Below are 14803 nucleotides of genomic sequence, written 5' to 3'. Positions count from 1 at the left end.
GGCGGCGTCAAGTGCGGAAGCGACAAATCCTTGCTTTTGCCCCCCACGATCATGCTAAGGCGCCGTCACGATACGTGTTCCGGTTGCCCATCGTGCGGGGAACGCGCCGATCCGAAGCTGGCTCGACCGGCGTTGTTTAGAATGATTCCAGTTCGCTAGAATTATTCTAAGAGCGCTTTTAAGTTCGTCGCCGGACGAGTCAAGGCACGCCTCGCGGCTTTGCCCAGGCGTCGGACGCGCGTCTTCCCGATGTTGGAGCGATCCACCGTGCCGGGTCCCGGCGGACCCGTCGCCCAGGAGTGTTGGTTCCATGCCCGAAGTCATCTTCACCGGTCCGGCCGGACGTCTCGAGGGGCGCTATCAGGCTCCCAAGAAGAAGGGCGCCCCGATCGCGATCGTGCTGCATCCGCACCCCCAGTTCGGGGGCACGATGAACAATCAAATCGTGTACAATCTTTTCTACACCTTCGCCAATCGCGGCTTCGCGGCCCTGCGCTTCAATTTCCGCGGGGTCGGCCGCAGCCAGGGCGCGTTCGACCACGGCACCGGGGAGCTCTCCGACGCGGCCTCGGCCCTCGACTGGGTGCAGGCGGTCAACCCGGAGGCCCGTGCCTGCTGGATCGCCGGCGTCTCGTTCGGCTCCTGGATCGGCATGCAGCTGCTGATGCGCCGTCCCGAGATCGAGGGCTTCATCTCGATCGCCGCGATGGCCAACCGCTACGACTTCACCTTCCTGGCGCCCTGCCCGTCGTCGGGCCTGTTCGTGCACGGCTCCGAGGACCGGGTCGCCCCGGCCCGCGAGGTCATGCCGGTGATCGAGAAGGTGAAGACCCAGAAGGGCGTCATCATCGAGCACCAGATGGTGGAGGGCGCCAACCACTTCTTCGACGGGAAGGTCGACGAACTGACCCAGACGGTCGACACCTACCTCGACAAGCGCCTCGGACCGAAAGACGAGGCGAAGGCCTGAGACGCCGTCCCGGCGCGGATCAGCGGGAGCTTTCCTCCGGGGCCGCCCCGATCGCGGATGAGGCGCGCGCTGCTTGAGGCGACGCGTCGGTCCAGGGGGGAGCAACAATGGTACGCGGGTCTTCCGAGTCGCGGTGCTGACACTGAGGTGGGCGAGAGGCTGGCCGGCCACAAAATCCACCACGCGTCGCTCGGCTTCGGCCTGCGCAACTCGGAGGATGTTCGTGTCGAGAAGCCAACCGCTCACAGGGCTACGTCGCGCACGGGCATGACGCTTCGCGGCGGATCGAAATCGGCCGCCGGTCCAGCGTCCGCTCTCACGCCTTCACATGAACCACCGGCACCGCCGGCGCGCCCTCCCACTCCGAATGGGCCGGGATCGATTCGCCCTTCATCACGATGGTGAGCGGGCGCAGGCGGGCGTAGTCGCCGACCTTGGTGTCGTAGAGCACCGTCGAGAACGCGCCCACCGAGACGCCCCGGCCGACCTCGACGCGGCCGACCTTCATGATGCGGTCCTCGTAGAGGTGCGTCTGCAGGGCGGAGGTGCGGTTGATGGTGGCGTAGTCGCCGATCGTCACGCAATCGAACTCGGTGATGTCGGTGGTGAGCATGCACACCCCCTGCCCCACCTTCACGCCGAGGAGCCGCAGCATCCAGGGCAGGAACGGCGTGCCGACGAGGTGCTCCAGCAGGACCTTGCCGGCCAGACCCCAGTACAGCACCGCGACGGCCTCGGTGCGCATCGCCCACCAGGACCACATCGGCTGCATGCCGGGCTTGTAGACGCCCATCAGCAGCCACTTCACCGCGATGACGGTGAAGGACTGGATGAAGGCGATGGCGACGCTGACCGCCACGAAGGTCACGGCCAGCCCGGTCCAGTCCTCCGCCAGGATGGCGGGGTAGAAGTACCAGTCGATGGCCGTGATCGCGAGGGTGATGAACAGCATCGGCGAGAACGAGGTCGAGAACGCCTCGAAGATGCCGCGCCGGAGCTTGGGGCCGATGCCCGGCTCGTAGGTCTGCGTGTTCGAGCCGAGATCGACCCGCTGGCGCGCGGGCAGCTTGATCGGCGGCGAGCCGAACCAGGTGTCGCCCGGGCTCATGAGGTCGTTGGCGGGCGGCTTCGACTTGATGCCGATGAGCACGTCCTCGGGGATCACGGCGCCCGGCGGCACCACCGCGTCGTTGCCGACGAAGACGCGCGGGCCGGTATGGACCTCGTGCATCGTCATCCAGCCGCGCCGGATCTCCTCCTCGCCGAATACCACCTCGTCGGCCACGAAGTTGCGCGCCCCGATATCGGCCAGATCGTAGCGCCCGCCGAGATTGGTGGAGATCTCGGCCCCCTGCCCCATCCGGGCGCCCATCAGGCGGTACCAGGCCCGCATGTAGACGGTGGCGAAGAGCGACGAGAGCGTCTCCAGCGTCACCTCGGCCGCCAACGCCACCGCCCATTTGCGCAGGTAGAAGCCGCTGTAGATCGAGTGCGTCCCCGACGAGACGCGGGGCAGCACCAGCCAGCGGATGCCCGCGATGAGGAGGACGGTGCCCGCCGTCATCAGCATGGCGGTGGGCCAGGTCAGCAGCGGCAGGTACCAGTGGTAGTCGATGTCGGTGATGTCGCCGAGCGAGTCGTTGAGCTGGTCGAAGATGTAGAAGGCCGGGAAGATCGGCAGCAGGCCGATGGCGGGGATCGCCGCCAGCAGGAAGGTGTAGAGCGCCGCGAAGGCGAAGCGGCGCCGGGGCGAGGCCGTGGCCGGCTCGGGCAGGGCGGCGGGGTCGGCCATGCCGATCTTGCGGCCCGGCGAACCGTCCCAGATCTCGGCCGCGCCGACCCGCGTGCCGGTGGGAACGGTGGTGAGGTCCGAGATCTCGGCATGGTCGCCGATGATCGTGTCGGGGCCGATGACGCAGGAGGCGCCGATGGCGACGTCCGTCCCGATGGCGACGCGGCCGATGATCAGCGCGTCGCCCACCACCTCCGCGTTGGCGATGACGAGGCGCCCGCCCAGCGAGGCGCCCGCGCCGACGCTGAGCAGGTCGGGCGCGCCGACCTCCACGTCGGAGATCAGCGCGTCCCGGCCGATGTCGGCGCCGAGCAGGCGCAGGTAGAACACGATGGCGGGCGAGCCCTGGAGCCACTTGATGTGGACCAGCGGCGTCAGGCGCTGCGTCAGCCACCAGCGGAAGTAGTAGACGCCCCAGAGCGGGTAGCGCCCGGGCCTGGTCTGCCCGAGGATCAGCCACTTGGCCGCCACCGCGATCGAGGCCGTCACGGCGTTGATGCCGATATAGACCAGGAGCAGCACCGCGAGTTCGCCGAAGAACCCGAGCCCGCCGCCGGTGAGCAGCAGGTAGGTCACGAAGATGCCGAGCCACTGCGCGGTGGCGAGCGCGATGACGAAGGGCAGGGCCGCGGCCTGCGCGAGGCCGCAGAGGAACCGGCGCTGCAGGGAGGGCGCCGGGAAGCCGAGATCGCGGATCGCCATCTCGGTGCCCGCCCCCCCGGTGCGGTCGATCAGGGTGTCGGCCATGGCCCGCAGGGTGCGCCGGCCGTAGACGTCCTGCAGGGTGATGGCGGCGAGTGCCGGCACCTCGCGGACCGCGCCGACGAAGCGGGCGGCGAGCAGGGAGTGGCCGCCGAGATCGGCGAAGAAGTCCCCCTCGAGCGGAATCGCCTGGTTGCCGAAGATGCGGTTGGCGGCGGCCAGCAGCGCCGCCTCGGTCTCGTTGCGCGGGGGCTCCTGCTCGCCCGCGACGTCCGCCACCGTGAGGGTGGCGACGCGCAGGGCCTTGCGGTCGACCTTGCCCGAGGTCAGGCGCGGCAGCACCTCCACGGCCTCGAAATGCCCCGGTACCATGTAGGGGGGCATCTGCTCGGCCAGCCTGTGCCGCAGGGCGGCCTTGTCGATCTCGGTGCCGCGCTCGGGCACCAGGAAGGCCACGAGGCGGTCGACCCCGTCGTCCTGGCGCAGCACCACCGCCGCCTGATTGATGCCGGGAAGCACCTGGATGCGCGACTCGATCTCGCCGAGCTCCACCCGGAAGCCCCGGATCTTGACCTGGTCGTCGATGCGGCCGTGGAACAGGATGTTGCCGGCCGCATCGAGCGAGACCGCGTCGCCGGAGCGGTACAGCACCGGGTCCGTCCCGTCCGAGCCGTAAGGGTTGGCGATGAATTTTTCGGCGGTCAGTTCCGGGCGCTGGAGGTAGCCCTTCGCCACGCCCGGGCCGCCGATGAGGAGTTCGCCCTGCTGGCCTGGGCCCAGGAGTTCGAGGGTCTCGCCGGCGACATAGACGGAATAGTTCGGGATCGGCCCGCCGATCGTCACGGGCACGCCCGGCCGCATCTCGGCGGCGGTGGCCACCACCGTGGCCTCGGTCGGCCCGTAGGTGTTGAAGAGTTTTCGCGCGGTCGTCGCCCAGCGCGCGACCAGAGGCTCGGGCAGGGCCTCGCCGCCGAGCAGCACGAGGCGCACGGTGGGCAGGTCCTGCGAGATCATCGCCAGCAGCGTCGGCACCGTGTCGAGGACGGTGACGCCGGCCCGCGCCAGGATGCCGGGCAGTGCCTCGACATCGCCCATCATCGCCGGGGAGGCCACGAACAGCGTCGCGCCCACGAGGTAGGGCACCCAGATCTCCTCCATCGAGAGATCGAAGGCGACCGAGGCGCCCTGGAACACCACGTCGTCGGCGCGCATGCCGTAGAGCGCGTTCCCCGAGCGCAGGAAGTGGCAGATGTTGGCGTGGCTGATGACGATGCCCTTCGGCACGCCGGTCGAGCCCGAGGTGTAGATCAGGTAGGCCGGGTGGGCGGGCGTGAGGCCGGACGCCCGGGGGTCGGGGATCGCCGCCTCGGCCGGGGTTCCGGCGTCCAGCGCCGCCACGGTCAGGGCGGGGGTGCCGCCCGGTGCCTGGGGCGCGAGGTCGGGCGAGACGAGGAGCACCTTGGCCTCGGCGTCGGCGAGGCAGACCGCGACGCGGTCGGCGGGGGCCTCGGCGTCGAAGGGCAGCCACGCGGCACCCGACAGGGTGATGCCGATCTGGGTGATGAGGAGATCTGTCCCGCGCGCCATCCAGAGGCCGACCACGTCGCCGGGCCCGATGCCGCGATGCGCGAGGCCGCGCGCGATGTCGCGCGCCCGCGCCTCGACCTCGGCATAGGTGAAGGCCGGGTGCGCGCCGTCGGGGCCGGTGCCGGCGCCGTCGACGAGAGCGGGATGGTCGGGGCGCGCCCGCGCGCTCTCGCGAAAGATCTCGCCCAGGACCTCGTCGCGTATCAGGTCGGGGCGAACCGCGCCCCGCAGCACCGCACGCGCGCCGGGCGCCGTAAAGTCGCTCCCCTGCGGCCCGCGCGCTTCCGCCCGGGTCCGGGTCGTCTCGGCGAGACTGCTCATCCGATGCTCCGCTGTCGGTTCCCGATGGATCGAGAGCCGTCCTTCTTGCCGGGTACGCGCCCGGATCGCGCCGAAATCACGGCGCGTCTAGCACGTTTGGCCCGCCGGCTTGAACCGGTGTTGAACGCGCAGCGGTCGATCAGGCCCAGCGCCATCCGGCCCGGTCGAGAACGAGGACGCTGCCCTGGCGGATGCCGATGCGCGGCGCGTCCCGGATGCCGAGATGGCCGCGAATCACCAGGATCGCCCGGGCGACTCCGCCATGGGCGACGATCACGGCGGGCCGCATCAGTTCGGTGATCGCCGGTTCCACCCGCTCCACCAGCATGGCGTAGCTCTCTCCCGTCCCGCCGGGCGGGCGATAGCCCCAGCGGTCGCGGTCGCGGGCGATGGCGCCGGCCGGGTCCCAGCGCCGGATCTCGGCCCAGGTCGAGCCCTCCCAGGCGCCGAAGCTGATCTCCTTCAGGCGCGGATCGCGGCGATAATCCTCCGGTGGGAGGTCGAGGCGGGCGCGCAGGGTCTCCATCGTGCGCCGGGTCCGGGCGAGCGGGCTGGCGACGAAGTCCAGGGTCGGCAGATCGGGACCCGCGATGGCGGCGAGTCGCGCGGCCACCGCCCCGGCCTGGCGCACGCCTTCGGCGTTGAGGTCGACGTCCCGCTGTCCCTGGAGGCGGCCTTCGGCGTTCCAGTCGGTCTGGCCGTGGCGGATGAAGTAGATCGGGTTCACGGTCTCACGCTCCGCCGCGCACCGGAACGGCCGAGCCTGGGAATCGTTCTCGCACGCACATCCTGGCCCTGATCCGGCTGCGGCCCAACCCTGCCCTCAACCCAGTCGCCGAGTCTCGTCATGTCGAAGCATCACGGCAAGCATCGCCGGGGCCAGCGTCCCACGGAAACCGACCCTTCCGCGTCGCAGCGTGATGTTTCGCACCGCAAGAAGAGCGGGAAGCACCGGGACGCCGATTCGGGAAGCGCCGTTCACCGGCCGCCCGCCTCCGCCGTCTGGGCACGCGAGGCGGAGACCCGGGACGGGAGCGCGGTCGCGGCGCCCGGTCCGGCCCTGGCGCCCGCCGCGCGGGGCATCGTCACGGTGCGGCCCGGCACCCGGTGCGATCTCGGCGCGATCGACGCCGACGCCGATGGCGGGCTCGACAAGGAGGCGGCGAAGGCGGCGCTGCGGGCCGAGCGCGCCCGGATCGTGGCCCTGCAGGAGCGGCTCTATGCCGAGCATGCGCGCAGCCTGCTGGTGGTGTTCCAGGCCATCGATACCGGAGGTAAGGACGGCACCATCCGGGCGGTGTTCGAGGGCGTGAACCCGCAGGGGTGCCGGGTCTGGTCCTTCAAGGTCCCGAGCGCGGAGGAGAGCGACCATGATTTCCTGTGGCGCTACCACGCCAAGGCGCCGGCGCGCGGCATGATCAACGTGTTCAATCGCAGCCATTACGAGGACGTGCTGGTGGTGCGGGTGAAGGACCTCGTGCCCGAGCCCGTCTGGCGGGCGCGCTACGGCCAGATCAACGACTTCGAGCGGATGCTCACCGCCTCCGGCACCACGGTGCTGAAGTTCTTCCTGCACATCTCGAAGGACGAGCAAAAGGAGCGCCTGGAGGCGCGGATCGCCGATCCGGACAAGCACTGGAAGTTCGATCCGGCCGACCTCGTGGAACGCAAGTCCTGGGACGCCTATCAGACCGCCTTCGCGGATGCGCTCACGGAATGCTCCACCCCGCCGGCGCCCTGGCACGTGGTGCCGGCCAACCGGAAGTGGTACCGCAACCTCCTCGTCGCCCGCACCATCGCCGACACCCTGGAGGCGATGGACCCGCGCTTTCCGGAGGCGAAGGCGGACATCGCCGGGATGACCGTGCCGGATTGACCCGAGGCCACTCGGCTCGAGACCCCTTGTCGCGGCATCGAGCCGCTTCGCACCGTGTCCGCATCAACGACCCTGCATCCCCGCCGGTCTTGCCGCGTCCGACGAATCGACCTACCGATTAGTACCCTAATCAGTTTTGGTCCCCTCATGTCCGAACCGTTGACACTCCTCGCCCGTATCACGCCCAAGCCCGAGTACCTTGCCGCCGCGCGCCATGCCGTCCTGGACATCTTGTCCGCGACACGCTCCGAACCGGGCTGCCGCACCTTCATCCTGCACGATGAGGTGAGCGGTGGGGGATGCCTCTATCTCTACGAAGTCTGGGACGACGAGGGCACCCTCGCCGCACATCATGCTCAGCCCTATACGCGCGCTGTGTTCGACCAGTATCGCATCTGGCTGTCCGAGCCGGTCGAGATCACGAAGCTGCGCGAGATCGGCGGGGCGACCGCGTGTTCTTCCTGAAGGAACTCCCCACGCGGCGGATGCTCCAGAACTACGGCGAGCGCTACCCGAGCATGAACGCGCAGGCCGTCACCGAAGCGCTGAGGCTCTTGAGGCGCGCCAGCCTTCTGATGCGCGAGTTGGAGGCGTACTTCAGCGTTCACAAGCTTTCGCAAACCCGGTTTCTCGTCATGATCGTGATCGATCGAGAGCCGGAGCGAAATGGCCTCCTGGCGAGCGAGATCGCCGACCGGCTCGACATCTCCCGACCTGTCGTGACGGAAACGGTCAAGGCGCTGATGCGAGCGGACCTGCTCAGCAGCGTTCCGGCTACCGAGGATGGCCGGGCCAAGCGCATCACGTTGACGCCGACCGGGCAGGCCGTTCTCGCCGGCCTCCTGCCCGGTTACTTCGCGATCATCGCCAATTTCATGGGACGCGAGGACGTTCAGCCGGCGTGAGCGTGCCGTCGACGCATGGAGTCGAAGGCCTCTTCCGGTGTAACCACCAGTCCTCAGTCCTTGTCGAGGCTGAGGTCCGGGGCTTCCGGGTTCTTCATGCCGACCACGTGGTAGCCGGCATCCACGTGCAGGATCTCGCCGGTCATGCCCTTGCTCATGTCCGAGACGAGGTAGGTGGCGGTCTCGCCGACCTCGTCGATGGTCACGGTGCGCCGCAGGGGGGCGTTGTACTCGTTCCACTTCAGGATGTAGCGGAAATCGCCGATGCCGGAGGCGGCGAGCGTCTTGATGGGGCCGGCCGAGATCGCGTTGACGCGGATCTTCGAGGGGCCGAGATCGGCCGCGAGGTAGCGCACGGAGGCCTCGAGCGCGGCCTTGGCGACGCCCATGACGTTGTAGTGCGGCATCCACTTCTCGGCGCCGTAATAGGTCAGCGTCAGGAGCGAGCCGCCGTTCGGCATCAGCTTCTCGGCCCGCTGGGCCACCGCCGTGAACGAGTAGCACGAGATCAGGAGCGACTTCGTGAAGTTGGCCTCCGAGGTCTCGACGTAGCGGCCGGTCAGCTCGTCCTTGTCCGAGAAGGCGATGCAGTGGACGACGAAGTCGATGCCCTCCGGAAACACTTCGGCGGCGGCGGCGAAAACCGCGTCGATCGACGCCGGGTCGGTGACGTCGCAATGGCCGACCACGTGGGCGTCGAGTTCCCGCGCCAGCGGCTCGACCCGCTTCTTCAGGGCGTCGCCCTGGTAGGTGAAGGCGAGCTTGGCGCCGTGGGCGGCCGCGGACTTCGCGATGCCCCAGGCGATCGAGCGATTGTTGGCGACACCGAGCACCAGGCCGCGCTTGCCGGCGAGGAGGCCGCCGACGTGATCGTGAACCGGGTGCGTGTCCGCCATGTGCCACCTGAGCGAGAGCCGTGGCGCGCCGTCACCGGCCCGTCGAGCGACGGGTGGACGAGGGCGCGCCGGGCATCCTTAGCGGAGGCGCGCCGGGGACGGAAGTGCGGGTTTCCCGCGCGCGGCCCCGCCCGTGCCCCCGCCGGTGAGCCGGCTCAGCCCGCCCGGGCCGCGCGCCGGGCCCTGGCGAACTCGGTCAGGGCCGGATCCTCGGCGCTCGGCAGGGTGACGGCGGTGGTGGCGAACAGGTCGCCCCGGCTGCCGTCCTTCTTCGGCAGGCCCTTGCCGCGGAGGCGGAAGGTGCGCCCGGACCCCGTCATCGCCGGAATCTTCATCTCCACCGCCCCGGTCAGCGTCGGTACCCGGATCGGGCCGCCGAGGACCGCATCCTCCAGCGGCACCTCCACGGAGGCACGCAGGTCCGCGCCGTCCACGGTGAAGCGGGGATGGGGCAGGATGCGGATGGTCAGCAGGGCGTCGCCCGGGGTGCCGCGCGGGCCGGCCGGGTTGCCGAGGCCGCGCAGGCGGATGGTCTGGCCGTCCACCACGCCCCTGGGCACCATGACGTCGACGTCGCGCCCGCCCGGCAGCGAGAGGCGCAGCTTCTCCTCGGCGCTGACCTGTTCCAGGGTCACGCTGAGTTCGGCCGACACGTCCTCGCCCTTCACCGGGCCACGCTGGGCGCCGGGACTGGCCGTCCGGAACGCATCGCCGAACAGGTGCGAGAAGATGTCCTCGCCGATGCCCCCGCCCCCGGCGGGCCCGCGCCCGCGCGCGGCGCTCTCGAAGTCGAAGCTCCCGCCGCCGCCCCGGCCGCCGCCGAACCCGCCGAAGCCCTCGAAGCCCGTGGCGCGCGGCTTGCCGTCGCCGTCGATCTCGCCGCGATCGAACTGCGCGCGCTTGCCCGCATCGCCCAGGATCTCGTAGGCGCTGTTGGCTTCGGCGAAGCGGTCCTTGGCCTTGGCGTCATCCTGATTGCGGTCGGGATGGTAGGCCTTGGCGAGCTTGCGGTAGGCCTTCTTGATGTCGGCTTCGCTGGCGCTCTTGGAGACACCCAGCACGTCGTAGGGATTTCGCATCGGTCTTCAGGATTCTCGGTGCCGCCTGGAGCCGGGCGCCTGCCCTGCTCGTTCGGATTCGTCTGTCATGTGGACCGCCTGTTGCTTCTTTGCAACGGTCGCACGTCAGAATCCGCTGTGTTTGGCGCGCCGTCAACGCGCGGAACCCAAAGGCGATCCGGGGACGCCGCCGCGCCGAGCCTCGGGAGAGTTCCTAGACGGAGGATCGCGCGGTCCGGACCCGGGTCAGGGTCCACTCGCCGCCGGACGGCTTGCAGCCGGTGCCGCGCACGAAGCGGCTGCCCGCCGGGGCGATCACTGAGGCGAGAAAGTCGCGGCAGACCAGGTCGTTGGAGACGTAAGGCAGGCCGGTCGGATTGATCGAGCCGCGCAGGGTGGTCTCCGGGTTGTCCCACTTCACCGGGCGGCCGTTGCCCTGCGGATCGAGGGCGACGGCCAGCGCCGCGCTGGCGCGCCGCCAATCCTCGGCCCCGAGATCGTGGCCGAAGCCCAGAGGGCGCCTGTCGATGCTGCCGGTGCTGGTCGGCTCGTCCGGCGACGCCGCCTTCGCCTGCGCGGCCGTTCCCGTGCCGGCCGTCGCCGTCTCCTCGCCCTGGAAGGTGATGATCGGCAGGCCGCAGCCGCTCAGGCCCAGCAGCGCGGCCAGACCCGCCATGACGCCGAGGCGACGCGCCCCGATGCCGCGTTCGATGCGGTTCCGCCGGACGGGATTGTCCAAAATGCCATTGTCCGAAACAGCTTGGGCTCTACACTGACGCCGACGCATTACACCTGATCTCAACGACGTGTTGGGCCGATAACGCTCGTGTCCCACGTCGGTGCCCCCCGACCCGGATCTCACCGCAGGATTACGCCTTGGAACGGTTAAGGATCGATGAGCCCGCCACCCCCACCTCGGGCCGGGAGGTTCCCGGACCCGGCGGCGACTTCACCCGCGCTGCCGACCCCTGGGCGCTGTTCGAGGCCTGGATGGCGGAGGCCGAGGCCTCGGAACCCAATGATCCCAACGCCATGGCCCTGGCGACCGCCGGCGCCGACGGCCTGCCCGACGTGCGCGTCGTGCTGCTGAAGGGCGTCGATGCGCGCGGCTTCGTGTTCTACACGAATCTCGAATCCGCCAAGGGCGACGAGTTGCGCGAGAACCCCCAGGCCGCCCTGGTGCTGCACTGGAAGAGCCTGGGCCGGCAGGTCCGCGCCCGCGGTCCCGTGAGCCACGTCACGCCGGAGGAGGCGGATGCCTACTTCGCCAGCCGCGCGCGCAACAGCCGCCTCGGCGCCCATGCGAGCCGGCAATCGCGTCCCCTCGCCGACCGGGCGACCCTGGAACGCGCGGTGGCCGACCTCGCGGAGCGCTACGGCGAGGGGCCGGTGCCCCGCCCGGAGAACTGGACGGGATTTCGCGTCGCGCCGGTCTCGATCGAGTTCTGGCAGGACGGGCCGTTCCGCCTCCACGATCGGGTCCGCTTTACGCGGGAGGGCGGGACCGAGGACGGGGCGTGGCGCGGTGCGCGGCTCTATCCGTGAGGCCTGCCGGCGGCTTGTCCTTGAAGGCTGCCGGCGGCTTGTCCTCGAGCCTGCCGGCGGCTTGCCTTCGAAGCCTGCCGGCGGCTTGTCCCTGAAGCCTGCCGGCGGCTTGCTGCGTCGCGGGATGACCCTGGATTTTCGGGGCCGCGCCGCTTAGACCTGAATGTGGCGTGGGGGTTCTTTCCGGCAGGGCGGTCGCGCCCGCCGAGCGCCTCCCGATCCTGAAGGAACGGTCTTGGCCTCATCCAACGAACGCCGGCGCGTCATGCTGCTCACGGGGGCGAGCCGTGGCATCGGCCACGCCACCGTCAAACGGTTCTCGGCCGCCGGGTGGCGGGTCATCACCTGTTCGCGCCACCCGTTTCCCGAGAACTGCCCCTGGGAGATGGGGCCGGAGGACCACCTCCAGGTCGATCTCGCCGATCCGCAGGACACGGTGCGCGGCATCGAGGAGGTGGCGGGGCGCCTCGCGGCCGAGGGCGGCCTGCTTCACGCCCTCGTCAACAATGCCGGCATCTCGCCCAAGGGGCCGCAGGGCGAGCGCCTCGGCGCGATCGCCACCGAGTTCAGCGACTGGCAGCGGGTGTTCCAGGTCAACGTGTTCGCCCCCCTCCTCCTGGCGCGCGGCCTCTGCGAGGAACTCACCCGGGCCAAGGGCTCCATCGTCAACGTCACGTCGATCGCGGGCTCCCGCGTCCATCCCTTCGCGGGCGCGGCCTACGGCACCTCGAAGGCGGCGCTCGCCGGCCTGACGCGCGAGATGGCCAGTGATTTCGGGCCTCTCGGAGTCCGCGTGAACGCGATCTCGCCGGGCGAGATCGATACCGCGATCCTGTCGCCGGGCACGGACAAGATCGTCGCCGGCATCCCGCAGCGCCGTCTCGGCACGCCGGACGAGGTCGCCAAGGCGATCTACTTCCTGTGCACCGAAGCCTCGTCCTACGTGAACGGCGCCGAACTGCACATCAACGGCGGCCAGCATGTCTGAACGGGTCGCGCGGTCCGCGCTTCTCGTCGGAATTCTGGGTTCTTGCCTGGGTCTGCCGCTGGTTCTCTCCACCCCGGGCCGCGCGGAACCGGGCGTGACCATCCTCGACCTGCCCTTCCGCGCCCGCGCGATGCGCGGCCCCGGCAGCGAGGTCGCGGTCGCGGTGGCGACCTCCGGCCTGCTCCCCCTCGCGCGGCCCCGTGGCGCCAACCCGGCGCAGGCCGACGAGGACACGCCGATCGTCGTGGTCTGGGGCGATGGCGGCGGTGCGGCCCTCAGCCTCGCCGAAGGGCAGGTGGCGACCACCCTGCTCGGCGCCGAGGCGGTGGAAGGCCTGGCGGCGGCCGAGACCCCGCGCGGCGCCCTGCCCCGCTCCCGCCGCGCCGTGTCCGGCCCCCTGAGCGCGCACCTTGCCGACGCGGTGCCGGCCCTCTCCGGCGGACCCGAACAGGCCGCCAGCCTCGTCATCCGTGAGCGCCAGCCCGTGGCGATGGGGGGCGACCCGAAGCCGGTGCCGATCGTCACCACGGTTCTGACGGCGGCGCCCGAGGCGGCCTTCGCCCTGCGGCGCCCCCGGATCGCCCGGTTCGCCGGCGGCCCCGCCATCGTCGCGGTCACGGTCGCGCCCGACGGCTGGGCCGCGCTCGCGCTGTTCGGAAAGGCGGAGGCCAAGGCCGATCCCGAGAAAGCCGGACCCAAATCGGATGCGAAGGCCGGCCCGACGGCCTGGACGCTCCTGGCGCGGGGCGCGGCGCAGGCGCCCGGCCCCGGCGGTCAGCCGTTGAAGCCGGCGGCGATCGCGGATTTCTCGCGCGACGGCCGGCCCCAGGTCGCCGCCGTCTCGGCGCCCGATGGCGCGGGTCTGCTCCAGCTCTGGGCCCTCGAGGACGGTGCCCTGCGGCTCGCCCGGGAGGCGCCGGGCTACACCAACGTCTCGCCCGGCGAGGGCGAGGCGGACCTCGCCGCCCTGGTGGAACTCACGAAGGACGGCCCTCCCGAACTCGCCCTTCCGGTCGCGGACCGCAGCGCGCTCGCCATCCTGTCCCTGAAGGACGACATTCGCGAGCGGCGGCGCACGCCGCTTCCGGGACTCGCCGCCTTCGGGCTCGCCAGCCTCGGACAGGGTCCCGCGACCCGCCTTCTCGTGGGGCTGGCCGATGGCCGCATCGCCGTGGTGACGCCTTGAACGAAACGGAATCGAGCGCGACGGAATCGAGCGCCACCACGCCGGACGACGCGCAGTCGCGGCTGTTTCCCACCCGGCCCTTCGTCGGCACCTCCATCGCGGTGTTGCGCGCCGACCGCGTGCTCCTCGCCGCCCGGGCCAACGAGCCGATGCGCGGGGTCTGGACGCTGCCCGGCGGCCTCGTCGAGGCGGGCGAGCCCCTGGCGGAGGCGGCCCTGCGCGAGTTGCGGGAGGAGGTCGGCCTCTCGGCCGAGGTGGTGGGCGTGCTCGAACCCACCGAGATCATCCTGCGCGACGAGGCCGGACGGGTGCGACACCATTACGTCGTCCATCCCCATGCCGCCCTCTGGATCGGAGGCGAACCGGAAGCCGGCCCGGAGGCCTTGGGCGTCCGCTGGGCGACCCTGGCCGAACTCGAGACCCTGCCGACCACGCCCGGCCTCGCCGGCACCGTCCGCGCGGCCTTCGCCCGCGTGGGCGAGAGCCGGGAGACTTCGGCTTGACCGTTCGGGGCGTCGGCTTCGCGGTCCTCGTCGGCCTCGCCGCGCTGCCGGCCCTGCCGGATGCGGCCTTGGCCCAGCAATCCCGGGGCGGCACCGCCCGTCCGGCGCCGAAGCCGGCCGAGAAGGAGCCGGCACCGGCGCCCGAGCCGCCGCCGGCCCCCTACGACCGCGACCTGATGCGGCTCTCCGAGATCATCGGCGCGCTGGCCTTCCTGCGCGACCTCTGCGCCACGCCGGACGCGCCGGAATGGCCGGCGCGGATGAAGGCCCTGATGGAGGCCGAGGGCGTCACCCCGAACCGGCGCGACCGCCTCGCCGGGGCCTACAACCGCGGCTATCGCGGCTACAGCCTGACCTACCGGGTCTGTACCCCCGCCGCGACCGAGGCCGCCGGCCGCTTCGTCACCGAGGGCGAGCGCCTATCGCATGCCCTGGCGAGCCGGTTCGGCGGGTAGGTGATGCGGGCCGGACACA

General features: G+C 70.8%; 13 protein-coding genes and 2 pseudogenes. 9 read left to right on the top strand and 6 right to left on the bottom strand.

Features of this window, described 5'->3' with window-relative positions; genetic code table 11:
* Positions 1-310 precede the first annotated feature (310 nt).
* On the top strand, positions 311-970 hold the full coding sequence (locus MKK54_RS12500) for an alpha/beta hydrolase (RefSeq protein WP_244011283.1): 660 nt from the start codon (positions 311-313) through the stop codon (positions 968-970).
* A gap of 316 nt (positions 971-1286) precedes the next feature.
* Here MKK54_RS12500 and MKK54_RS24745 read toward each other — a convergent pair.
* The 3 genes and pseudogenes from MKK54_RS24745 to MKK54_RS12490 all read right to left on the bottom strand — a co-directional run.
* Positions 1287-3389, bottom strand: a pseudogene (locus MKK54_RS24745) (Pls/PosA family non-ribosomal peptide synthetase); the annotation flags it as partial.
* Positions 3390-3506: 117 nt separating this feature from the next.
* Positions 3507-5372, bottom strand: a pseudogene (locus MKK54_RS24740) (amino acid adenylation domain-containing protein); the annotation flags it as partial.
* 139 nt (positions 5373-5511) lie between these two features.
* Complete coding sequence (locus tag MKK54_RS12490) at positions 5512-6099, bottom strand: histidine phosphatase family protein (RefSeq protein ID WP_244011281.1); 588 nt, start codon at positions 6097-6099, stop codon at positions 5512-5514.
* A gap of 120 nt (positions 6100-6219) precedes the next feature.
* Between MKK54_RS12490 and MKK54_RS12485 the strand changes: the two genes are divergently transcribed.
* The 3 genes from MKK54_RS12485 (at position 6220) to MKK54_RS12475 (ending at position 8153) form a co-directional block, all read left to right on the top strand.
* On the top strand, positions 6220-7248 hold the full coding sequence (locus MKK54_RS12485; protein WP_244011280.1) for a polyphosphate kinase 2 family protein: 1029 nt from the start codon (positions 6220-6222) through the stop codon (positions 7246-7248).
* Between the two features lie 147 nt (positions 7249-7395).
* Positions 7396-7713, top strand: coding sequence for a putative quinol monooxygenase (locus tag MKK54_RS12480; protein WP_244011279.1), 318 nt, complete (start codon positions 7396-7398; stop codon positions 7711-7713).
* Entirely contained in the window at positions 7701-8153 is a 453-nt protein-coding gene (locus MKK54_RS12475; RefSeq protein WP_244011278.1) for a MarR family winged helix-turn-helix transcriptional regulator, read from the top strand. Before MKK54_RS12480 ends, MKK54_RS12475 begins: the two co-directional genes overlap by 13 nt.
* Before the next feature lie 53 nt (positions 8154-8206).
* Here the strand turns inward: MKK54_RS12475 and fabI are convergent, their stop codons facing one another.
* The 3 genes from fabI to MKK54_RS12460 form a co-directional block, all read right to left on the bottom strand.
* Entirely contained in the window at positions 8207-9049 is an 843-nt protein-coding gene (gene fabI / locus MKK54_RS12470; RefSeq protein WP_238277862.1) for an enoyl-ACP reductase FabI, read from the bottom strand.
* Between the two features lie 155 nt (positions 9050-9204).
* Positions 9205-10128, bottom strand: a complete 924-nt coding sequence (locus tag MKK54_RS12465) for a DnaJ C-terminal domain-containing protein (RefSeq protein WP_244011277.1) — start codon at positions 10126-10128, stop codon at positions 9205-9207.
* A gap of 193 nt (positions 10129-10321) precedes the next feature.
* Positions 10322-10783: an RT0821/Lpp0805 family surface protein gene (locus tag MKK54_RS12460; protein WP_244011306.1), complete on the bottom strand. Its 462-nt coding sequence runs from the start codon at positions 10781-10783 to the stop codon at positions 10322-10324.
* 200 nt (positions 10784-10983) lie between these two features.
* On the opposite strand from MKK54_RS12460, the gene pdxH reads away from it, so the two are divergent.
* The 5 genes from pdxH to MKK54_RS12435 all read left to right on the top strand — a co-directional run bounded on the left by pdxH (position 10984) and on the right by MKK54_RS12435 (position 14784).
* Positions 10984-11652 (top strand): pyridoxamine 5'-phosphate oxidase, encoded by a 669-nt coding sequence (pdxH, locus tag MKK54_RS12455; protein WP_279597332.1) that lies wholly within the window; start codon positions 10984-10986, stop codon positions 11650-11652.
* 265 nt (positions 11653-11917) lie between these two features.
* The gene (locus MKK54_RS12450) at positions 11918-12640 is read left to right on the top strand and encodes an SDR family NAD(P)-dependent oxidoreductase (protein WP_244011304.1); all 723 of its coding nucleotides are present in this window, start codon (positions 11918-11920) and stop codon (positions 12638-12640) included.
* A 94-nt stretch (positions 12641-12734) separates the two neighbouring features.
* The gene (locus MKK54_RS12445) at positions 12735-13826 is read left to right on the top strand and encodes a hypothetical protein (protein ID WP_313898388.1); all 1092 of its coding nucleotides are present in this window, start codon (positions 12735-12737) and stop codon (positions 13824-13826) included.
* Positions 13823-14329, top strand: a complete 507-nt coding sequence (locus tag MKK54_RS12440) for an NUDIX hydrolase (RefSeq protein ID WP_409564172.1) — start codon at positions 13823-13825, stop codon at positions 14327-14329. The genes MKK54_RS12445 and MKK54_RS12440 overlap by 4 nt, the downstream gene beginning before the upstream one ends.
* Positions 14326-14784, top strand: coding sequence for a TIGR02301 family protein (locus tag MKK54_RS12435; RefSeq protein ID WP_244011274.1), 459 nt, complete (start codon positions 14326-14328; stop codon positions 14782-14784). The genes MKK54_RS12440 and MKK54_RS12435 overlap by 4 nt, the downstream gene beginning before the upstream one ends.
* Positions 14785-14803 lie beyond the last annotated feature (19 nt).

The sequence above is a fragment of the Methylobacterium sp. J-068 genome (genome assembly GCF_022829445.1).
Taxonomy (GTDB): domain Bacteria; phylum Pseudomonadota; class Alphaproteobacteria; order Rhizobiales; family Beijerinckiaceae; genus Methylobacterium.
The sequence above is the reverse complement of the archived record's forward strand: the minus strand, read 5'-3'. Positions and strand labels throughout refer to the sequence as shown.